We start from the raw sequence: 21,236 nt of genomic DNA, 5'->3' as shown, positions 1-21,236 counted from the left end.
ACAGTATACTGGATGAATAATCAGTTGTATGCTGAAAAAGGTCAATGAGGTCACATCCCCTTAGGAAAAGAGGTTTTCTTATGGCTCTTATTCAATGTCAGTTTTATTCGGAAGTTCTTGGTCTGAGCACATCCATGAATGTTATTCTCCCGCAGACAACCCGATCACAGATTGGAATGGAGGGCAAGCAAGGAATAGGGCCACATCCGACACTGTATTTATTGCATGGCCTGTCAGACGATGATTCAACCTGGCTGCGTCGAACCTCTATTGAACGCTACGTCGCCTCCATGGGCCTAGCGGTCGTCATGCCTCAGGTACATCGGAGTTTCTATACGAATATGGAGCAAGGAGCAGCTTATTGGACTTTTATCAGTGAAGAATTGCCAGCTTTGGCACGTTCATTTTTTCCTCTGTCCGACAAGCGTGAAGACAATTTTGTAGCCGGGCTTTCTATGGGTGGTTACGGCGCCTTCAAACTGGCACTTCAGCATCCAGAGCGCTTTGCAGCCGCTGCCAGTCTTTCGGGGGTCATGGATTTACATGCATCACGCACCGATCCTAAGCAAAATGCTATGAGTCCAGCGGAATGGCTTAACATTTTTGGACCAGATGAAATACGCGGAACAGATCACGACTTGCTGGAGCTGCTACAACGTCATGCCACTGCGGGGACCTCACTCCCCCAACTCTATCAATGCTGCGGTACAGAGGATTTCTTATATAAGGGGAATCAGACTTTTCGTGAAACATGCACCTCTCTTGGAGTTCCGCTGACCTACGAAGAAGGTCCTGGAGCTCATGAATGGGGATATTGGGACGCTAAAATCCAGGACGTACTGGCGTGGCTACCGCTTAAAGGACACTAAAACAGGCAAAAAAATCCCCGGAGCCTTTCTCATCGAACCATGCGAAGGAATTAAGCTCCGGGGATTGTTGTTATACCCATCAGGGATTTGTCTTTGTCTCCGTCGATGGAGATTCTTTAGTTAATGACTTAGGCAGTACTTTATACAGGCGCCACTCGCCGTTAAACTCACGTTCAAGTTGAACCCATGGGGCACCATGTTCATATAAATTCGGATATACTATATTGATCTTACTCAGCGGCATGCCTGACATAATCTTAGGTACAAGGATATAGTCCACATGATTCTCCTGCGGATAACTTAATGCCTTATTGAACGCATAATCACTGGTGATCAGAAAACGTTTGGAATATTGGCTGTAGACGATCATTGTGTAGGCTGAAGCTGAATCAGTCATAATGGTAGACTTCGGCAGATGCTCATCCAGCCAAACGGCAATCTTGCGATCTGATTCCTGTCTCACATAGTTCACATTCCCTGTGCGTGTGAGAAAGCTATTCTCATCCGGTGCAATATCCGGGCGAGTCAACGCATAGGAGAGTAATCCAGCGGTAAGTAGCAGACTGACGGACACTAGACCAAAGGCCGCCCTCCGCCATCGTCCCTGAAGCTGACTCAACTCATAAGGCAACCAGGCTACGGTAATTGGGAATACATACATAAAGTAACGAAACCACCCGTACGAGGATTGTCTCATCATAAGTAAAAATTGCAAGCCCGGCACAGACAGGAACAATAACAAAATAATCAGGGTTCCCCACCGGAATAAGCGTCCACTCAACAGACGGATGAACAGAATAGCAAACAATGGTACAGAGTACCAGATGGTTTTGGAAGCAATAAACTTCAAGGCTACCAGTGGATTGGAGAAAATCTCTACAAATTTATCATCATTCAGCAACTCTGCCGATTGGGCCGTGTTTGAATACTCTGAATTCAGGAAATAAAAGGCATTCCCCATAATGAGATAGTTAAAGAAAATCCACAACAGCCCGGAAAAGACCACAGGAAGCAAAAGAAGTAACCAGGTTGCCTCGACTTTATGCAGCTTTTCCCGCAGGGCCAGCTCGCGTCTACCCAAGTTGCGATGAAGAAATAAGATCGCCAAGACTACGCCAACAGCCATTGCCACGCCTAGAGGCACCGCTTCATAACGAGTCCAGAACGCCATGGCAAGCGCTAATCCAGAAACAATCAGACTTGCCGTCATGCGGTCCTTGAGCCACAGCGCAAATTCAATCACTGTCATCATAATAAAATATATGTATAACGAATCGCTCAGACCGTTGGCACCAAACAGTAAAATAAACGGATTCAGTGCATACAACAAAGCCAACAGCAAGCTCATCCTAGAGCTAAGCCCTGTTCTGACACCTGCCCGATATAGCAACATTGCGGTCAAAGCAGAAAAGGTAGCACTCAGAATAACAGCAGCCAATCCATAGGAGGCTAATGCCGGAAAGATTGGATACAGCAATAGAATTACCATTTCCAGAAGACTGGGTAGTGGATTCCAGATAAATCCGATGGCGCCCAAATGCGGGTCACGGCTGTACAGCACATAAAATGCGTTAGCTACGCGACTGAGCGCGTCTGTGTGCATATATCCCAGAACATAGCTAAAATAGATGCCAGCAGACAGCTCCAATGCAAGTATAAACACAAACAGACCTATAGCCATCCATCTGCTTGCAGACATTTTTCGAAAGGACATTCCTCTCGTTCCCCCTCAAACTTCTTGCGGCGGTGCAGCTGTAGGGAAATTACGCCCGACAGCTGTATCCTTTCCTCCGCTACGATGCACTAACATACAATAAAATTATTGCAGTTCTTCATGCTCTATCTTGTACAATCGCCACTCCCCGTCAAAGTCATGCACCAACGAGGCCCATGGCGCCCCCTTTTCAAACAAATCAGGATAGTTCCGGTTCACCTGATCCAGCGGTACCCCTTCTACCAAGCGCGTAACCAAAACATAATCCACCTTGGAGGCAGGCAGATCCGTTAAAGATTTTCCAAAATCATAATCACTCGTGATCATAAACTTCTTCGGAATTTTACTGCTCAAAATGATCGGATAGGCCGTATAAGAATCAGTCAAAATGAGAGATGAACCATAATGTTCATCCAGCCATGACCCTATTTTCCGTTCAACAATTTGCCGAGTATAGCTTTCATTGCCACTATGCGTCAGATAGCTATGCTCATCCGCCGCAATTGCGGGGTTCGTCAGTGCGTAGGATAACAAGCCTACTGTTACCAACATTCCTGCCGTTACCAGTGAGATTCCGATCCCCCGCATTTTCCCCTTCAACAGACTAAGCTCATACGGCAGCCAAGCAACCGTAATTGGGAATACATACATAAAATATCGGAACCAGCCAAACGAAGAATGCTTAAGCATCAGTAAAAGCTGAAGCCCGGGTACCGATAAAAAGATAGCCAGCAGCGTTAACGTGCTCCAACTCCACAGACGTTTGTCCAATAGGCGTATAAGCAAAATGGCAATTAACGGAGCCGCATACCATAAGGTTCGTTGCCCGACAAACTTTAGCATCAGCACAGGATGAGCAAACATTTCCACAAAGCGCTGATCCTCCAGCAAAGCCGCTGATTGTGTGGAATTGGAATACTGCGAACGTAAAAAGTAAAGCGGGTCGCCCATGATAATCCAGTTAAAAAAGAGCCACAGCAAACCGGAAAAGACAAGCGGCAGCAACAATAGAAGCCATGTCGCTTCTACCTTGTACAGGCGCTCTTTTAAAGACAATTGCGTTCTAACGCTCTCTCTGTTTGTACGCCACCGATGCAGAGAAAAAATCGTCAGTAATACGCCCAAAGCCAGCGCAACCCCCAGGGGAACTGCTTCGTAGCGAACCCAAAATGCCAATGCAAGCGCAAAACCGGATACGATCAAATTCGCCGCCTTGCGATCCTTAAGCCACATACAGAATCGACTCACTGTCAGCAGTATAAAAAAGATATATGGCGAGTCACTTAAGCCGTTGAAGCCAAACAGAAACATAAACGGATTCAGTGAAAATAACAGCGCAATCAGCAAACTGGTTGCACCGTGAAGCCCTAGTTCTTTTCCCGTCCCGTACAATAATGCTGCACTCGCCCCAGCAAACAGGCTGCTCACAATCACTGCTGCCAGCCCATGGGAAGCGAGTGCGGGAAATAAAGGATAGAACAACAGCACAATGAGTTCCATCAAACTCGGTAGCGGATTCCACACAAACCCAATAGCACCCAAATGCGGGTCACGACTATAGAGTACATAAAATGCATTAGCTACTCGACTGAGCGCATCGGTATGCATATAGCCAAGATGCCATGCAAAATAAACACCCACGGCTAATTCTAGAGCAGCAATACAAGCAAACAATGACAACAACTTTCCATGTTTCCTTACGATCATGAAACCTCTTTCTGACGCTGTTGCGGAACGGAGAAGATCCAATAGCGGTTCCAGATATAATTATGAACTGGCACGATGATGGTAGTTAAGACTTCACCGATCAGATATGACCAACCAATCCAGTGAATGGTTACGTACATCAGAGCGGCATTCAGGAGCAAGCCGCAGGTACAGACCAATAAATATTTAAGAAACTGAGTGCGGCTCCCTTCGCCGGTAGGCTCGAACGTCCAGTTACGATTCAGCACATACGAAACGAGCAGCGTAACGATAAAACCTATGGTAGTAGCCGTTACTGCAGGTATTGCAAACAACTCCACTAGCAGCACAAGCACACCGACGTGAATGCCTGTACCCAGCAGTCCGACAATACCGTATTTAATGATTGGATACTTTAGATACGAACGTCTGATCATGTTGATTAAACTCCCTATCCACCCACAATCGGTCAGCATTCGCCCGTTTGTCTGCAATTAGATAACGGGGTCTGGCTTTGACTTCGTGATATATGGCGGCAATATATTCTCCTACCACTCCAATCGACAGCATGAGTACACTACCGATAATCAAAAGCAGTAAAATGACAGTGGTAAACCCGGTCACAGCATCACCCGTTATTTTGTGCATTAAGGTTTGAATCCCCAACACGACCGAAATCAGCATGAAAATGAGACCCATTAAACTCACTACCCGCAAAGGTACCGTCGAGAACGAAACGATCGCTTCCGCGGCCAATCGAAGCAGCCCTAACGGACTCCAGCGGCTTGGACCCTCTTCTCGTGGAGCCACCCGGAATGTAATCTGGGTTTTACGAAAACCGAGCCAGGCGGTCATCCCGCGAAAAAACGGCATACGCTCTGGCATCGCCATCCAGGCATCCACCACTCGTCGATCCAGCAGCTTATAATCGGAGGCATCCTTGAGATTAAAGCCCGTCAAACGATTCAAAGTCGCGTAGAACAAAGAAGCTCCGAGCTTTTTGCCTACAGACTCTTCTCCCCGAAATTCTTTCACACATTCAACTAAATCATAACCTTCGTTCTGCCATAAACGCACCATTTCCCCGATCATTTCAGGAGGATGCTGCAAATCACCGTCCATGACAATGATCGCATCGCCAGAAGCATTTTCCAAACCTGCGCACAATGCCAGCTCCTTACCAAAATTCCGACTCAGCCGGAGTGCGAGCAAAGAGGGCATACGACGGGACAATTCGGACAACTTGAGCCATGTATCATCTTTGGAACCATCATCTACAATAATGAGCTCATAACGTGAGGTGACAACAGACAGCACCCCATCAATCACCTTAAGAGAACGTTCGAGGTGTGAGCCTTCATTGTACATAGGAATGACGACGGATAAAAAAGGGTTTTTTGTCTCCATTCTTGCTCCTTCTTTCTTCATATTCAGGAGGACTGTGCCGGGGCATCATCCAAGTCATGCATATCGGTCAGACCATGCGTCGTTTTCTCCCAATAGAACGGCTTGGTTATAAGCTGCCAAGCTGCTTTTATCGCAGCTATACTCATAAGTACCCAATATAACGGCGAGAGTAGCCCATATTTGACCATCGCGTATGAAAATGTTCGTTCACCGCGCTCTTCCAGCTCACCGATGACCCAATACATGCCAGCCACATTACTGAATACGAACAGAAAGTTACCGATATAAAATTCCGCGCTGGCTAGGTAGTACACATAACCCGGGAACAGCTTGGGAATAAAGGACAACTCCCAGCCAAACCATAAAATAAGCAAGCCCCAAAAAATCGGGTTCAGCAACGGCAACATCGGAGTCGCCAGAATCATTACCTGAAAACCGAAAAAGCCTTTCCAGCCCACTTCGCGCACTAGCTTAACCGGATTGCGCATATGAACCAGCCATGTCTGCATATATCCCTTGATCCAACGTGAACGCTGACGAATCCAGTTGCCCACGCGGCTGTTCGCTTCCTCCCATGTGCGGGAATCAACAATGGCCGTTTTGTAACCACCTTTATACAGACGAATGCCCAGATCGGCATCCTCGGTTACATTATAGGGGTCCCACGCATTAATATCTTTCAATACAGATACCCGAAAATGATTGGACGTACCGCCCAACGGAATAGGGGTATCTAACTGCATAATTCCTGGCAGCAGCAATTCGAACCACATACTGTATTCTTGTGTGAACCAGCGGGTCAGCAAATTTTGTGTACTGTTAAAATAATTGAGCTTCGCTTGAATACACGCATAATTCTCAGGGAGTGAATCAAACGCTGCAATGACTTTTTTAAGTTGGTCAGCATCGGGACGATCCTCAGCATCGTAAATGACGACAAACTCGCCGCGGGCGCGAATAAGTCCATAATTACATGCCTTCGGCTTGGTTTTCGGCAAGCCATCAGGCACGACCAGTGTCGTGTAATAGGCAGGCAGCTTCATTTCACGCAGCAGCTCAATCGTCTCAATGTCGTCCTCTTCAATCAACAGCCGTACATCCAGTTTGGACTTTGGATAATCCAGCTGTTCCAAATTCCGTAACAACATCGGAAGCACGCCCGCTTCCTTATACATCGGTACAAGAATCGTATAGATCGGCAGTCTTTTTTCATCCATGGCGTCTACCTCTTCCTTCGTGAAGCGAAGCTGCGCCCCACGCCGGGAACCGAGATAGATAATTCCAAACTTGAATAGCGTCATAGCAAAATAAAACAGCTGGATCATCATATTAATGATTAGCACTGTCTTCCAGCTGTTCCAGAAGAGGCCGAGCAGCGTAATCATTCCCATAGCTGCAAACACCCAGAGCTGACCCTTGGTAAAGGTGATCCGCGCCGAATTGTGCGGTTCCTTTTCCAACAATCCGGTTGTGCTTTCCTGCATCATTTCCTCGCCGTAGATTTTACCCCAGAGCTGCTCCATCTCTTCCTTTGTTGCAAGCACTTGCTCTACCGGCATACCCAGAATTCCCTCCAGCTTTAAGCGTCGCTCTTCTGGTAATGGATCACTGACCGCTACAATATAGCGGTTCATATATTGATGGATGACGACCACGCCATAAGCCATTGCCACTTGCTCGGGTAGTTTGTACGCCGCATCCAGCGCCAGCTCCTCACCAATACGCCCGATTCGGTTCTGGGTAGCAATCGCGCGGTACAAATCCGCAGGCTCCAGCATTTGCAATGATAGCAAGATGTCGCCGAGCAGCCCGCCGCTCTTCGCCTGGAACTCGAGCGCTCGCTCTAGCTGCTCTGGTGTAATATAGCCGGAACGAACCAGCATGTCGCCCAGTCTCTCCTTGGATTCATCACCGTCAATTTGCTCTTGTAGCTGCTCAGCTGTAATGAAACCCATCTCTACAAGAATATCGCCCAGTCTACCACCGTAACGCTTCTGGTTGCGGATAGCATCTGTCAGCTGATCCCGGGTAATCATCCCGTTCTCCACCAGCTGATCTCCCAGACGGGCCTTGCCGTTTCGTCCGGTCTGCGTTCCTGCTGCCGCCTCTCCGCCTTCTGCACCAGGGATACTGGAAGCAAGACCCATGGCTGCTCCTGCCGCTGCCTGTTCCTGCCCAGATGCATACTGGACTTGCGCCTCCTGCACCTGTCCATCCTGTATTCCTTCATCCAGCAATTGTTCCACAGCTGCTGCTGTATCATTGGCATTCTGTATAGCCTGAATACGAAGTTCTGTATCCCGAAGTCTTCGTTCCAACTCTTCGATGTGAAAATCAAGCTTGTACAGTATCGGGGCCTGCTCTGCACGCTGAGCCTCTAGCTGTTGTTGCAGTTGTTCGATTCGCTGACGTTCTTCTTTTATTCTTCTCTTGGTTTGGCGAATTGAAACTCCTCCAACCTGCCACCTAAGCTTGTCACCCATGAATTCCCGCCCTTTCAATCCAGCGCCGCTCTTCCGCAAGCGCATCTGCAAGCAGCTGCTTTAACTCGGTATCCCGCTGCTTTTTCCGCTCCAGCGCCGCATGGAAAAGCTCCCGCTCCTCACGTAGCAACCTCTCTGCCTGGATTCGCTCCTCATGCAATGAGGATACCAATCCATCGGCGTCAGAAGCGCGATAACCGATCCAAGAGCTCTTTAGCTGACGCGTCGTTCGTTTAGTTCTCATAATACCTCCCTGGATCGTCCCGACTCTGCCTTTTGCTATGTCGCTACTTCAATATTTTTACTGGCTTTCTTCCAAAACCAGGACACACCTGCTTTCTCATTCAAGCCCTTCATTTACACATTTATGCAATTTCCCTGGTCAAAAAAACCAATAAAAACTTGAAAATGATTTATCGCATATGCTTCTTGTTCTATCGAATTGGTAATTCAATGAAAAACTTAGTGCTATTCTACCATAATCCTAGTAGGTGTAGTATACAAAAATGTAAATTCTAGAAACTTTCACGCTAATGTATAGATAGGTATATAGAACTAGATATTAAACATCTTGAACGATATTCTTCCAATAAATCTATGTAGTTCATGATTATTCTGATCATAAATCATTCAAATACCTCAGAAAACACAAAAGACACCGCGAACGGTGCCTTTGAAAACATAGATGGCAAATATTCTTAAAATCTGATTTTACACAGCATCCCGTTGCTGTGCAAGAGAATAATTATTTCTGTATGGATTATTTTTTTGGCTTATGATTTTCATACCATGTTGACGTGTTCACTAGAAGCTGTTCACTGCGTCCAATGGCTGCCTGCACCTGACCGGTGGCGGTTCCGCCATACACATTCCGAGCATTGACTACCGCTTCTGGTTGAAGCACCTCATAAATGCGCTCGTCGAACAGATCCGAAAACTGCTGGAATTCATCCAGTTTCAAATCAAGCAGATATTTGCCCTGCTGGATGCAATACAGCACCGTTTTGCCGATAACCTCATGGGCCTGACGGAACGGAAGCCCCTTGCCGACCAGGAAGTCCGCAATATCCGTTGCGTTGGAGAAATCCTGGTTGACCGCTTGACGCATCCGATCCTTGTTCACCTTCATCGTGGCGATCATCGGAGCGAACAATTGCAAGGCTCCCTCCAGCGTGGCAACCGTATCGAACATCCCTTCCTTGTCCTCCTGCATGTCCTTGTTGTATGCCAGCGGCAAGGACTTCAGTACGGTCAGCAGACCGACGAGGTTTCCATAGACCCGCCCGGTTTTGCCACGTACTAGCTCCGGTACATCCGGGTTTTTCTTCTGTGGCATAATGCTGCTGCCTGTACAGAAAGCATCATCCAGTTCGACAAAACCAAATTCTGTGCTGCTCCATAGCACCAGTTCTTCGCTCAGACGGGACAAATGCGTCATAATCAGCGAGGCCCCGGCCAGAAACTCTACGATAAAGTCCCGATCACTGACAGCGTCCAGGCTATTTTCATAGACGCCATCAAACCCAAGCTGCTCAGCTACAAAATGACGATCGATCGGGAAAGTGGTTCCAGCCAGAGCGCCAGCGCCCAGCGGCAACACATTGATGCGTTTGTAGCTGTCCTTGAGTCGGTCAATATCACGCTCCAGCATAGACACATACGCCAGCAAATGATGCGCGAACAAAATAGGCTGCGCACGCTGCAAGTGTGTGTATCCAGGTACAATTGTGTCCAGATTGTCCTTGGCCTGCCCAATTAATGCAACTTGTACATCATGCAGCATACCCACCAGTGATACGACACGTCCGCGCAAATACAAGTGCATATCTGTTGCTACCTGATCGTTACGACTGCGTCCAGTGTGCAGCTTACCGCCGACCGGGCCAATGACTTCGATCAGGTTTTTTTCGATATTCATGTGAATATCCTCATCCGAAACGGAAAATTCAATTTCCCCACGGCGGATACGCTCCAGAACGGTGTGCAGTCCTCCCTTGATCGTGTTCGCATCCTCCTGCGGAATAATACCGCATTTGCCCAGCATGGCCACATGAGCCAAACTGCCTTGAATATCTTCTTCCGCCAACGCCTGATCAAACCCAATAGAAGCCGTATATTCCTCAACCAGCTTGTTCGTTTGCTTTGTAAACCGTCCGCCCCATAGCTTACTCATTGCATGATCCCCTCTCTGCAATAACAAGCCGCCCTCGTCGTTTGGACAAGAACGGCCCGCATTCCGTACATTTTTTTAGATTACATCTTATTTATGATTTTGTGTTACGCCCGCGTTGACCTTCAAACGCAAAGCATTCAAGCGGATAAAGCCTGTAGCATCGCCTTGATCGTAGGCTTGTGTCGGATCAGCTTCCATGGTCGCAATGTCTGGGTTGTACAAGCTAACCGGACTTTTAACGCCTGCACCAATAATATTGCCCTTATACAGCTTCACGCGCACCGTACCACTGACATTTTTCTGGCTCTCATGAACCAGAGCCTGTAAAGCGACACGTTCCGGCGCGAACCAGAATCCATTGTACACCAAGGTAGCATAACGGGTAATCAGGCTATCACGCAGATTCATAACCTCGCGATCCATTGTGATCGATTCCATTTTGCGATGAGCTGTGAACAGGATTGTACCGCCTGGCGTCTCATAGACTCCGCGGCTCTTCATACCCACAAAACGGTTCTCCACCATATCTACACGTCCGATCCCGTGCTTGCCGCCCAGTTCATTCAGTTTTTCCATCACTTGCAGCGGAGTTAGCTGTTCACCGTTCAAAGCGACGCAGTTGCCTGCTTTAAATTCCAGCTCCAAGTATTCTGCTTCATCAGGCGCGTCCTCGGGCGCGTTGCTGAGCAAGAACATTTCTTTATTTTCAGGAGCGCTCGGATCAAACCAAGGATCCTCCAGCACGCCGCTTTCATAGCTGATATGCAGCAGGTTGCGGTCCATGGAGTACGGCTTGGCTGCAGAAGCCGTTACCGGAATACCGTGTTTTTCCGCATAGGCAATCATTTCTGCCCGGCCCGGGAACTGATTGCGGAACTCTTCCAGCCGCCAAGGTGCAATGACTTGGATGTCCGGCGTTAGCGCCGCCGCGTTCAGCTCGAAGCGCACCTGATCGTTACCTTTGCCTGTTGCCCCGTGAGCAATGGCTGTTGCTCCCTCGGCAATCGCAATATCGACCATCCGCTTAGCGATCAATGGACGTGCAATACTCGTACCGAGCAAATATTGCCCTTCATATAAAGCACCTGCCTGAAACATCGGATAAATAAAATCCTTGGCGAATTCATCACGCAGATCATCGATGTACACTTTGGAAGCTCCCGTAGCGAGTGCCTTTTCCTCCAAACCGTCCAGTTCTTCCTTTTGTCCGATATCTGCAGTGAATGCGATAATTTCAGCATCATATGTTTCCTTGAGCCATTTCAGAATGACCGACGTATCCAGACCGCCGGAATATGCGAGTACGATTTTTTCTTTTGCCATTATTGAAGTCCTCCCCGAATGCTTATACCTCTATCTTCTTTACGATCAACCTTATCCCATTAAAGCAACTAGCAACGCTTTTTGTGCATGCAGACGATTTTCCGCTTCATCAAAAATGACCGAATTGGGACCATCGATTACTCCCGCACTCACTTCTTCCCCACGATGTGCAGGTAGACAGTGCAAGAATAAATAATCTGGCTTAGCGAGCTTAACCAGCTCCTCATTCACCTGGAAGTCGGCAAAAGCAAGCTCACGCTCCTTTTGCTCTTCCTCAAAACCCATGCTTGCCCACACATCTGTGTAGATCGCATCAGCATCTTTTACTGCTTCCTGCGGACTTTGAGTGATCACAATTTCACTCCCTGTCTGTTTGGCAATCTCACGGGAAACCGCGACCACACTCGGGTCAGGCTCGTATCCAGCTGGACTTGCAATGGAGACATGCACTCCGAGCTTGGCTCCACCAATTAAGAGAGAATGCGCCATATTGTTGCCGTCTCCGATGTAAGCCAGTTTGAGTCCTTTCAGCTTGCCCTTTTGCTCATACAAGGTTTGATAATCAGCCAGCACCTGACACGGATGCGCCAAATCGCTCAAGCCATTAATCACAGGAACGGATGCATAACGGGCCAACTCTACCACATTATCGTGCCCAAAGGTACGAATCATAATGCCATCCAGATAACGTGACATCACTTGGGCCATGTCGCTAATCGGCTCTCCGCGTCCCAGTTGAATGTCATTTTTGCTGAGGAAAAGGGCATGCCCGCCCAATTGATACATACCGACTTCAAAAGATACCCGTGTGCGTGTGGAAGACTTTTCGAAAATCAGTCCAAGTGTTTTCCCCTTTAGCGGCTGATAAGCTTCTCCGTTTTTGTGCTTACGCTTAATTTCAATGGCGAGATCAATTAAATACTGGATTTCCTCTGGCGAGTAATCGTCCAGCTCTAGAAAGTCCCGTCCTTTCAAATTCACCTGTTGCAGTGCGCCGCCCTGGCTCATGCGATCCTCTCCTTTTACACTCTAATCTCGGATGCTTCTGTCTTTACACTAAGCTACGTGCTCCCGAATCAATTCAGCAATCCATGTTACAGCCTGATCTATTTCGTCTTGCGTTACATACAGGTTAGGCAACAGGCGAATCACGTTCGGTCCTGCTGTAATGAACAGAATGCCCTTCTTCTGTCCTGCCAAAACAAGCTCTGCTACCGGCTCCGCACACTCAATCCCGACCATCAGACCTTTTCCGCGGATATCCTGGACAAAAGGAATATCTTTAAGCTGTTTTTGCAGACTATGAAAGAGATAATCTCCCATTTCGGCAGCGCGTTCTGGCAGCTTGTCATCAATAATCGTTTCAATGGTTGCTTGAACTGCTGCCATAGCAAGCGGTGTACCCCCGAAGGTAGAACCATGACTGCCCGCTGTGAACGCTTCACGCAAATATTCTTTGCCTAGCATTGCACCGACCGAAAAGCCACTGCCCAATCCTTTCGCCAATGTAAAAATATCCGGTTCTATTCCATAATGCTCAAAGGCAAACAGCTTACCTGTCCGTCCCATACCTGTTTGCACCTCGTCAATGATCAGCAGCAATCCATGCTCATGGCACAGCTTGGTAATCACGTCTACGAAAGCAGGGTCTACCGGATACATGCCACCTTCGGCCTGCACCATTTCCAGCATAATTGCCGCTGTATTCTCATTGATAGCTGCTTCGAGCGCAGCCTGATCATGAAGCGGAACGCTTTTGAATCCGGCGGGAAGCGGTAAAAAACCTTCTTTCACTTTGTCCTGACCCGTAGCAGTCAAGGTTGCCAGCGTCCGTCCGTGGAAGGATTGCGTGAACGTAATGATTTCATAGCGACCGGTCTGCTTCACCTTCTGGTGGTAACGACGCGCCAGCTTAATGGCAGCTTCGTTCGCTTCAGCTCCGCTGTTGCAGAAGAACACGGCATCTGCGCTACTATTAGCTGTCAGCAAGGCCGCAGCCCGTTCCTGCCCAGGAATATGAAACAGATTGGATACATGCCACAGTTCATCGATCTGCTTTTTCAATCGATCTGCTACAGCTTGAGGCGCATGGCCTAGATTGGTAACAGCAATACCTGACATGAAATCCAGATAACGTTTGCCCTGATCATCCCACAACCAGCTTCCTTGTCCTTTCACCAGTGTAAGCGGGTATCTTGCGTAGTTTGGAAAAAGAGAGCTATCTGCCTGCGTTTTTGCCGTCCCCTTTTGCGCTCCGCTTCCATTCGCACTTGGCATTTCCTCGCTCACCAGCGTATTCGGTTCCTTACTCATGTCGTTCACGCCCCTTTATCGTTTGGTTATATAGGTTGAGCATAATATTGCAATTACTGCATACGCACAATGCGTGTTCCAATTGACTCTCCGCTCAGCACACGGCTGAGTACCTGCGGTTCGCTGCCGTCAACGATGACGACTTCCTTCACTTTTCCGTGAATGCAGGCAATAGCCGCTCTTACTTTCGGGATCATACCACCATAGATTTCACCCGTGCTGATCATATCTTCAATTTCCTGTATGGTGATCGATTCCAGCACCTTCTTCTCTACACCATTCTTTTTCAAAATACCGGGTACATCTGTCACAACAATCATTCGACTGACGCCGAGATGAGAAGCCACCGCGCCCGCCGCTGTATCGGCATTAATGTTATAACGCTGACCTGATCGATCAATGCCAATAGGCGCAATAACTGGCATATAGCCCATATCCAGCACACCGGTAATAATCGTAGCTTGAACAGATGTTACCTCTCCGACCCAGCCGACCTCGGCAGCATTCGGCACAGGCTTTGCTTCAATTAAATAGCCATCACTGCCCGACAAGCCCAGCGCTCGCCCTCCGTGCATCCCTATTCTACGAACAATCTGCTTGTTAATGCTGCCTGCCAGCACCATTTCCACGACATCCAGCACGGGTTCAGTCGTTTTACGCAATCCATGAATGAACTCCGTTTCGATTCCCAGCTTCGCCAAATTGTCAGAGATCGCAGGCCCGCCGCCATGTACAATGACTGGTTGAAGCCCTTCCGACTGCAGACGGGCCAGGTCGTCAAAAAAGGAATCAGGCAACGCAGCCAGCGTGCTTCCTCCGCATTTCATCACAAAATTACGACGTGCCACTCCCGCATGTTTCGCTTGATCCGCGTGTCCCACTGCCGATTGCATATCATCTCTCCTTTTCTCCACTGCACAATTCTGTGCGATTTCCAAATGATGCCAAAACTATTTCCACTCGCTTCTTCTATTAACTATTAAATATTTATCCGTAATTAAATCGGGTATCTATGTCCGATAAGCCGCATTAATCCGCACATAATCATAGGTTAGGTCACAGCCCCATGCTGTAGCCGCCCCGTTCCCGTGATGCAAGTCAACGATAATTTGCACCATATCTCCACGTAAATAGGAAAGGGCCTCGGCTTCATCAAAAGCAACTGGACTTGATTGGTTCAGCACGATAATGTCACCCAAACGGATGTCTACGGTATCGGGATTCACCGGCTCTCCAGCACGTCCGACGGCTGCAATAATCCGTCCCCAGTTGGCGTCTGCGCCAAAAACGGCTGACTTCACCAGGCTGGACCCAATTACGGTCTTGGCTATCACCTGGGCAGAGGCATCGCTTACCGCCCCGCTTACGGACACCTCTACCAGCTTCGTAGCACCTTCCCCGTCACGGGCAATCGCCTTCGCCAGCTCCCGGCAAATATAGCTGAATGCCTCGGCAAATGCTTCCCAATCGGGATGGTCTGTGTGCAACTCGCTGTTGCCTGCCAGCCCACTCGCCATAGCAATCAGCATATCGTTCGTGCTGGTATCTCCATCGACCGTGATCATATTAAAGCTGGTATCCGTGGATTGCTTTAATAGTTGATGAAACGCCGTCTGTCCGATCACTGCATCACAAGTTATAAAAGCGAGCATGGTTGCCATATTCGGATGAATCATACCCGATCCTTTTGCCGCCCCGGCGATGTTCACGGTCACACCGTCCACTTCAACTGACACGCATGCTTCCTTTTTAACTAAATCCGTTGTCAGAATGGCTTGACTAAATTGCTCCGCTCCATCGTTTGCCTCGCTCATCCGCTCAGGTAATGACGATATACCGCCAAGCACACGATCCATTTTCAGATGCTCGCCAATTACACCCGTCGATGCAACGGCTACATCGCTCTCTGCCACACCCAGTTCACGAGCAGCGGCCGAACGCATAGCGTAAGCGTCCTGCTCCCCTTGCTGTCCTGTACAGGCATTGGCGTTCCCGCTGTTCACTACTATCGCCTGCAATCGACCGTTTGTCAGGCTCTCGCGAGTCACCTTCAGCGGTGCAGCCTGAAACACATTAGTGGTATACACCGCAGCAGCTGTCGCCTCTACCTCACAGCGAATCGCGCCGATATCGTTGCGGTTCGTATTTTTCAATCCACAGTGCAATCCCCCGGCTGTAAAGCCACGCGGAGTTACGATGTTGCCCTCATGTACTACTGTAAATCCTAATTTGCCCATAATTATGTGCCCTCGCCCGCATTATAAGGAATGAATGGCAGCCGGACGCTTGCGTTCTCAAACCTGCCCGCTGTCGTTCTCCTGTACCTGTTGCGTTTACGTGCTACTTACGGATATACCGGTATGAAGCCCAGTCCGAGGTTCTCCTCCCATCCCATCATCAAATTTAAATTCTGAATCGCCTGCCCAGCGGCACCCTTCACAACATTATCAATGACAGAAATAATCGTAAGACGCCCAGTACGGGCATCTGCTGCAAAACCGATGTCGCAGTAGTTCGAACCAAATACTTCTTTTGTTGCCGGCCATATACCTTCGCCACGTACACGGACAAAAGGATGGCCTTTATAATAATCCCGGTATAACCCGATAAGATCCTGATCCGTATGATCACCTTTCAACGTGACATAAATTGTACTCATGATTCCTCGCGTCATAGGCACCAACTGTGTCGTAAACGTAATTGTAACGTCCTCGCCCGCAACATCACCCAATACCTGTTCGATCTCAGGGATATGTTGGTGCTTATTCACCTTATAAGCCTTAAAATTCTCATTCATCTCCGCATAATGTGAAACAAGACTTGTTCCCCGACCGGAGCCAGATACCCCGGATTTGGCATCCACAATCAGTGACCGATGGTCAATCCAATCCGCCTTCAAGGCAGGAATAATTCCTAATAGTGTTGCTGTTGGATAGCAGCCTGGATTCGAAATGAAAGAAACACCAGCAAGCCTTTCTGCATACACCTCGCTGAGTCCGTATACCGCTTGCTTGAGATACTCAGGTGAAGCCGCAGGCTTTTTGTACCATGCTTCATACACTTCCCCGCTTCGGAGCCTAAAGTCCCCGGAAAGGTCAATCACCTTCAGTCCGGCATCCAGAAGCTGTGGGACTAATTTGGTGCTAACGCCTGATGGCGTAGCTGTGAAAACCAGATCAGCCTTGGCAGCAATTTCATGGATATCGACACCGTCCAAATCCTGTACCACAATATCCGTCAGATGAGGAAACCCATCACTAATCGGGACACCCGCGCTGGATGAAGAAATAACAGATACAATCTCCACCTGCGGATGATGAACCAAAAATCGAATCAGCTCCACTCCGCCATATCCAGTGGAACCGACAATTGCTACCTTTAGCTTGCTGCTCACAGACCTTCCTCCATTCCGTCCCTATGAAATATGTATTATTATACGACTCTATTCATATAAATACAACACCTCATGTCATGTTATTCCTCCAAATTTAAAATATGCACTCTTGCCCATTCTTTTGGCCGCCAAGCTGTACAGGCTACAATTAAGGAAAACAAAAAAGACAGACCCCCTTGCGAATCTAGTCTTCTATTTTGCATAAGAAAAGGAGCGTTCCCTTTATATATTATCTTGTATATTGGTATTCATCCGGTTTATACATTTGCTGCACTTATGTATTCGTTGGACATTGAATAGGGTATAAAGAGTGAGTATGTACGAAAATAAACCTATACGTTAGGGGTGCTACACATCAAAACATATACAGCGAATTTAGTGATAGATGCTAAAGCCAAGTTAGGCGAGGGTCCCAGTTGGGATCATCAGTCGCAACGTTTATTTTGGGTCGATATTGAGGGTTTTCAATTACACATTTACGATCCATCTACAGGCACAGATCGTACCATAGATGTGGGCGAACATATTAGTGCAGTTGTACCTTATCTTAAAAATAAAGTAATCGTAGCCATGATCAGCGGTCTATACTGTTTGGATATAGAGACAGGGACCAAAGTATTGATCCACGATCCTGAGGAAGGTCGGCCAGGAAATCGATTTAATGATGGTAAATGCGATCCTGCAGGACGTTTTTTGGCTGGAACAATGAGTTTAAATGGCGAACGCGCGCAAGGAGCATTGTATAGTCTGAGCACAAAAGGAAATGTCTCCTTACTGATTGATAATGCTTCCACATCTAATGGCTTAGCCTGGAGCTCAGATTACCGTACCATGTATTATATTGATACTCCGACCTTAGAAGTGGTCTCCTTCGATTACGATGTGACACAAGGTACTATTAGGAATAAGCAATTGGTAGCTAGATTGGATGAAAGTGAAGGATATCCCGATGGCATGACCATCGATGCAGAGGGCATGTTGTGGATCGCGCGTTGGGGCGGTAAACGTGTTTCTCGTATCCATCCTGCTCAGGGAGAAGTAATTGCTGAGGTTTCACTTCCAGTCAATTGTGTGACTTCGTGTGCTTTTGGCGGTGAACATCTGGATGAGTTGTATATCACAACTGCTCAAGATGGCGATAATACCGATCAACCACTAGCAGGCGGTTTATTTATGGTTAAAACTGGGGTAAAAGGAGTGCCGACCTCATACTTTAATCAAGGACAACCGGCACATTGGCTTGATCTATTATCAAAAAGGACTTGATAAAGCTGTTCTGAAAAAGCGAAAAGCCCACTACATCAGTGGGCTTTCCTACATTGATTCAGTTAAGAGCAGCGTCCAAAAGACCACATTATGCTAGCCTTCCCTTTTGAACCCTTCACCCAGTACCTCACGTGTATTACTAATAATCACAAAAGCTTCCGGGTCTACCAAGCGGACGAGCGTTTTGAGGCGGGTTACCTCGTTTTGCCCGACTACAACCATAAGTACAGGACGTTCTTCGTTCGTGTAACCCCCCCGTCCTGCAAGCTCTGTCAAACCCCGATCCAAATCCTGTAAAATCGTTTGCGTAATTTTTTCTTTTTGATTGGATATGATATAAGCTACTTTGGAGTAGCCCAGCCCCATTTCTACAGCATCAATGACTTTGCCGGTTACAAACAAGCCAATCAATGCATACAGGGCCCGCTCCGGCGATAGGGCGAAACCAGCTAGCGTGATTACCGTGCCATCCATGAGCATGACACAAAGAGAAAGACTAAAACCGGTATACTTTTGAATAATCTGCGCCAAAATAGCCAGTCCACCCGTTGAGCCTCTGCCCCGAAACACAGTGCCCAAACCCAATCCTACTCCGATTCCACCATACAGCGAAGCCAGCAACGGATTGGTTGTCGGTACTGCCCAATCCTTCGTCACATAAACGAATAGTGGCAGCATGATGCTTCCCAGCAGGGAACGCAAGCCATACTTTTTTCCTAACAGCAGTACTCCTGCTATAAATAACGGAATATTCATTCCCCACTGCGTATAGGCCGGTTCCAGGCCAAACAGGTCCTCACCCAAGATAGACAAGCCAGATACACCCCCGGATGCAATCCGGTTGGGCAGCAAGAACATGTTAAAGGTCAGCGCTGTAATAAAGGAGCCGAGTATAATCAGCAGGACATCGGTCACGTTACGCGCTGGTCCACTGGCGGCAATCAGAGGCTTACGCCTTCTTCGGCGGGCAGCGGGAGGATTCAATTGAGACATCATTCATGTTCTCCTTTAATAAAAAATACCGTCACACAAAAATTCCTACAGGCCGCAGGCACATGGACTGCGGTTCTGTAGGAAAACGTACAGGCAATTATTCTGCGTCCAGCTTAATTTGGCTGCGCAGGTAACCATCGATGAACGGATCGAGATCGCCATCCATAACAGCCCCTACATTGCCAGTTTCCACACTGGTACGATGATCCTTAACCATGCTGTATGGATGGAACACGTAGGAGCGAATTTGGCTACCCCATGCAATGTCGGACTGTTCACCACGGATTTCGTCCAATTGCTGCTGTTGTTCTTCAATCTTGCGCTCGTAGAGCTTGGAACGAAGCATAGTCATCGCACGTTCACGGTTTTTGATCTGGGAACGTTCATTTTGACAAGTCACGACAATACCAGTAGGCAAATGCGTAATCCGAACAGCTGAGTCGGTCGTATTAATATGCTGACCACCTGCACCGCTGGCCCGGTACGTATCAATTTTAAGATCTTCCGTGCGGATTTCAATATCCACATCATCCGCAATTTCCGGTACCACATCACAAGACACGAACGATGTATGTCGACGACCAGAGGAATCAAATGGAGAAATGCGAACAAGCCGATGTACGCCTTTCTCCGCCTTGAGATAACCGTAGGCATTGTAGCCTTTGATCAACAGGGTTACGCTCTTAATTCCCGCTTCATCCCCTGCCAGATAATCCAGGGTCTCCACCTTGAAGCCTCGTTTTTCTCCCCAGCGTGTATACATACGCAGCAGCATTTGACCCCAGTCCTGGGACTCGGTACCGCCTGCCCCCGGGTGCAGCTCCAGAATAGCATTAAGTTTGTCATAGGGCTGATTTAAAAGCAATTGCAGCTCAAATTCCTCCAGCTTGCTCAGCAGGGATTTGATACTGTTTTCAACTTCTCCAACCAGCGCTTCATCGCCTTCCTCTTCAGCCAGTTCAACCATCATACCTGCGTCTTCATATTCCTGACGCAACTGTTCATAGCTGTCCACAGAAGACTTCACAGCATTCATTTCAGCAATTACGCCTTGGGCCTTTTCGTTATCGTCCCAAAAATCAGGCGCTGCCATCTTTTCCTCAAAGTTCGCGATCATTTCCTGTTTGAGATCTAAGTCAAAGAGACCCCCTAAGGTTTGTTAGTTTCTTGCCTATTTCTCGTAAATCATGTTTTACACTTGGATCAATCATGATGTCATTCTCCTTTTAATATAGGGTTAGGGGAAGTAAAAGCGTTGTGAGTTACGGCTGGTGGGTAGGCGCTGCGCGAATGATTTGATCTTACGATCGCTGTTGCAGCGAGATGCCCTGATTGAAATAACACATTCAAAGGTGGGCATCTCACTGCAAAGGCGAACGCTGACGCTTCTCCAGATTCAAATCCTCCGCTTCGCTACCGACCGCCGTAAAGTCAAACCACTTTTAAATAACAGGCTCTGGTATGTGAGCCAGATCAACTGCGGAATTGACTGACAAGCAAGCAGGGAACTGCTTACTTGTCATAATTGTTTTAAAAGTACTAGGAGAGCACAGTCATCGCCATATTCAACCTGACCATAACCTGACCATCTCACAGAAGAGCTATATTGAATACA

At 47.9% G+C, this 21,236-nt stretch carries 17 protein-coding genes; 2 read left to right on the top strand and 15 right to left on the bottom strand.

Annotated elements, in window-relative coordinates; translation table 11 throughout:
* Positions 1-80 precede the first annotated feature (80 nt).
* On the top strand, positions 81-869 hold the full coding sequence (locus ACXHJ2_RS00570) for an alpha/beta hydrolase (RefSeq protein ID WP_165079722.1): 789 nt from the start codon (positions 81-83) through the stop codon (positions 867-869).
* Positions 870-948: 79 nt separating this feature from the next.
* On the opposite strand, the gene ACXHJ2_RS00565 is transcribed toward ACXHJ2_RS00570, so the two are convergent.
* The 13 genes from ACXHJ2_RS00565 to argC all read right to left on the bottom strand — a co-directional run bounded on the left by ACXHJ2_RS00565 (position 949) and on the right by argC (position 17,362).
* Positions 949-2,583 carry a glycosyltransferase family 39 protein gene (locus ACXHJ2_RS00565; RefSeq protein ID WP_165079723.1) on the bottom strand — a complete coding sequence of 545 codons (1,635 nt, stop codon included), beginning with the start codon at positions 2,581-2,583 and terminating at the stop codon, positions 949-951.
* A gap of 105 nt (positions 2,584-2,688) precedes the next feature.
* Positions 2,689-4,290 carry an ArnT family glycosyltransferase gene (locus ACXHJ2_RS00560; protein WP_058830182.1) on the bottom strand — a complete coding sequence of 534 codons (1,602 nt, stop codon included), beginning with the start codon at positions 4,288-4,290 and terminating at the stop codon, positions 2,689-2,691.
* Positions 4,287-4,706 (bottom strand): GtrA family protein, encoded by a 420-nt coding sequence (locus tag ACXHJ2_RS00555; protein WP_013373353.1) that lies wholly within the window; start codon positions 4,704-4,706, stop codon positions 4,287-4,289. Before ACXHJ2_RS00555 ends, ACXHJ2_RS00560 begins: the two co-directional genes overlap by 4 nt.
* The gene (locus ACXHJ2_RS00550; protein WP_013373354.1) at positions 4,669-5,676 is read right to left on the bottom strand and encodes a glycosyltransferase family 2 protein; all 1,008 of its coding nucleotides are present in this window, start codon (positions 5,674-5,676) and stop codon (positions 4,669-4,671) included. Before ACXHJ2_RS00550 ends, ACXHJ2_RS00555 begins: the two co-directional genes overlap by 38 nt.
* A gap of 23 nt (positions 5,677-5,699) precedes the next feature.
* A complete protein-coding gene (locus tag ACXHJ2_RS00545; protein WP_165079724.1) occupies positions 5,700-8,159 on the bottom strand; it encodes a glycosyltransferase family 2 protein in 2,460 nt (819 codons plus the stop codon).
* A complete protein-coding gene (locus ACXHJ2_RS00540; protein WP_165079725.1) occupies positions 8,152-8,403 on the bottom strand; it encodes a hypothetical protein in 252 nt (83 codons plus the stop codon). Before ACXHJ2_RS00540 ends, ACXHJ2_RS00545 begins: the two co-directional genes overlap by 8 nt.
* A gap of 516 nt (positions 8,404-8,919) precedes the next feature.
* Entirely contained in the window at positions 8,920-10,332 is a 1,413-nt protein-coding gene (gene argH, locus ACXHJ2_RS00535) for an argininosuccinate lyase (protein ID WP_016324793.1), read from the bottom strand.
* An 87-nt stretch (positions 10,333-10,419) separates the two neighbouring features.
* Complete coding sequence (locus ACXHJ2_RS00530; protein WP_013373358.1) at positions 10,420-11,655, bottom strand: argininosuccinate synthase; 1,236 nt, start codon at positions 11,653-11,655, stop codon at positions 10,420-10,422.
* Between the two features lie 51 nt (positions 11,656-11,706).
* Positions 11,707-12,663 (bottom strand): ornithine carbamoyltransferase, encoded by a 957-nt coding sequence (gene argF / locus ACXHJ2_RS00525; protein WP_165079726.1) that lies wholly within the window; start codon positions 12,661-12,663, stop codon positions 11,707-11,709.
* 48 nt (positions 12,664-12,711) lie between these two features.
* Positions 12,712-13,968, bottom strand: coding sequence for an acetylornithine transaminase (locus tag ACXHJ2_RS00520; protein ID WP_165079727.1), 1,257 nt, complete (start codon positions 13,966-13,968; stop codon positions 12,712-12,714).
* Positions 13,969-14,021: 53 nt separating this feature from the next.
* The gene (gene argB, locus ACXHJ2_RS00515) at positions 14,022-14,861 is read right to left on the bottom strand and encodes an acetylglutamate kinase (protein ID WP_165079728.1); all 840 of its coding nucleotides are present in this window, start codon (positions 14,859-14,861) and stop codon (positions 14,022-14,024) included.
* Between the two features lie 117 nt (positions 14,862-14,978).
* Positions 14,979-16,205, bottom strand: a complete 1,227-nt coding sequence (gene argJ, locus ACXHJ2_RS00510) for a bifunctional glutamate N-acetyltransferase/amino-acid acetyltransferase ArgJ (RefSeq protein ID WP_165079729.1) — start codon at positions 16,203-16,205, stop codon at positions 14,979-14,981.
* A 107-nt stretch (positions 16,206-16,312) separates the two neighbouring features.
* Positions 16,313-17,362, bottom strand: coding sequence for an N-acetyl-gamma-glutamyl-phosphate reductase (argC, locus tag ACXHJ2_RS00505; RefSeq protein WP_165079730.1), 1,050 nt, complete (start codon positions 17,360-17,362; stop codon positions 16,313-16,315).
* 378 nt (positions 17,363-17,740) lie between these two features.
* Between argC and ACXHJ2_RS00500 the strand changes: the two genes are divergently transcribed.
* Complete coding sequence (locus ACXHJ2_RS00500) at positions 17,741-18,628, top strand: SMP-30/gluconolactonase/LRE family protein (protein WP_165079731.1); 888 nt, start codon at positions 17,741-17,743, stop codon at positions 18,626-18,628.
* 93 nt (positions 18,629-18,721) lie between these two features.
* Here ACXHJ2_RS00500 and ACXHJ2_RS00495 read toward each other — a convergent pair whose 3' ends face one another.
* Positions 18,722-19,621, bottom strand: coding sequence for a YitT family protein (locus ACXHJ2_RS00495; RefSeq protein WP_040102741.1), 900 nt, complete (start codon positions 19,619-19,621; stop codon positions 18,722-18,724).
* 97 nt (positions 19,622-19,718) lie between these two features.
* A protein-coding gene (prfB, locus tag ACXHJ2_RS00490) for a peptide chain release factor 2 (RefSeq protein WP_129550094.1) occupies positions 19,719-20,832 on the bottom strand; the annotation gives its coding sequence in 2 pieces (ribosomal slippage) (positions 19,719-20,759 and positions 20,761-20,832; 1,113 coding nt in all).
* Positions 20,833-21,236: the final 404 nt, after the last annotated feature.

This window comes from Paenibacillus sp. ALE3 (assembly GCF_054113405.1).
The sequence above is the reverse complement of the archived record's forward strand: the minus strand, read 5'-3'. Positions and strand labels throughout refer to the sequence as shown.

Coding starts and splice junctions, on each gene's coding strand:
- ACXHJ2_RS00560 (WP_058830182.1), bottom strand. CDS start 4,290: ATGATCGTAAGGAAACATGGAAAGTTGTTGTCATTGTTTGCTTGTATT.
- ACXHJ2_RS00545 (WP_165079724.1), bottom strand. CDS start 8,159: ATGGGTGACAAGCTTAGGTGGCAGGTTGGAGGAGTTTCAATTCGCCAA.
- ACXHJ2_RS00555 (WP_013373353.1), bottom strand. CDS start 4,706: ATGATCAGACGTTCGTATCTAAAGTATCCAATCATTAAATACGGTATT.
- ACXHJ2_RS00565 (WP_165079723.1), bottom strand. CDS start 2,583: ATGTCCTTTCGAAAAATGTCTGCAAGCAGATGGATGGCTATAGGTCTG.
- argH (WP_016324793.1), bottom strand. CDS start 10,332: ATGAGTAAGCTATGGGGCGGACGGTTTACAAAGCAAACGAACAAGCTG.
- argJ (WP_165079729.1), bottom strand. CDS start 16,205: ATGGGCAAATTAGGATTTACAGTAGTACATGAGGGCAACATCGTAACT.
- ACXHJ2_RS00570 (WP_165079722.1), top strand. CDS start 81: ATGGCTCTTATTCAATGTCAGTTTTATTCGGAAGTTCTTGGTCTGAGC.
- argF (WP_165079726.1), bottom strand. CDS start 12,663: ATGAGCCAGGGCGGCGCACTGCAACAGGTGAATTTGAAAGGACGGGAC.
- ACXHJ2_RS00550 (WP_013373354.1), bottom strand. CDS start 5,676: ATGGAGACAAAAAACCCTTTTTTATCCGTCGTCATTCCTATGTACAAT.
- ACXHJ2_RS00540 (WP_165079725.1), bottom strand. CDS start 8,403: ATGAGAACTAAACGAACGACGCGTCAGCTAAAGAGCTCTTGGATCGGT.
- argB (WP_165079728.1), bottom strand. CDS start 14,861: ATGCAATCGGCAGTGGGACACGCGGATCAAGCGAAACATGCGGGAGTG.
- ACXHJ2_RS00520 (WP_165079727.1), bottom strand. CDS start 13,968: ATGAGTAAGGAACCGAATACGCTGGTGAGCGAGGAAATGCCAAGTGCG.
- ACXHJ2_RS00495 (WP_040102741.1), bottom strand. CDS start 19,621: ATGTCTCAATTGAATCCTCCCGCTGCCCGCCGAAGAAGGCGTAAGCCT.
- ACXHJ2_RS00530 (WP_013373358.1), bottom strand. CDS start 11,655: ATGGCAAAAGAAAAAATCGTACTCGCATATTCCGGCGGTCTGGATACG.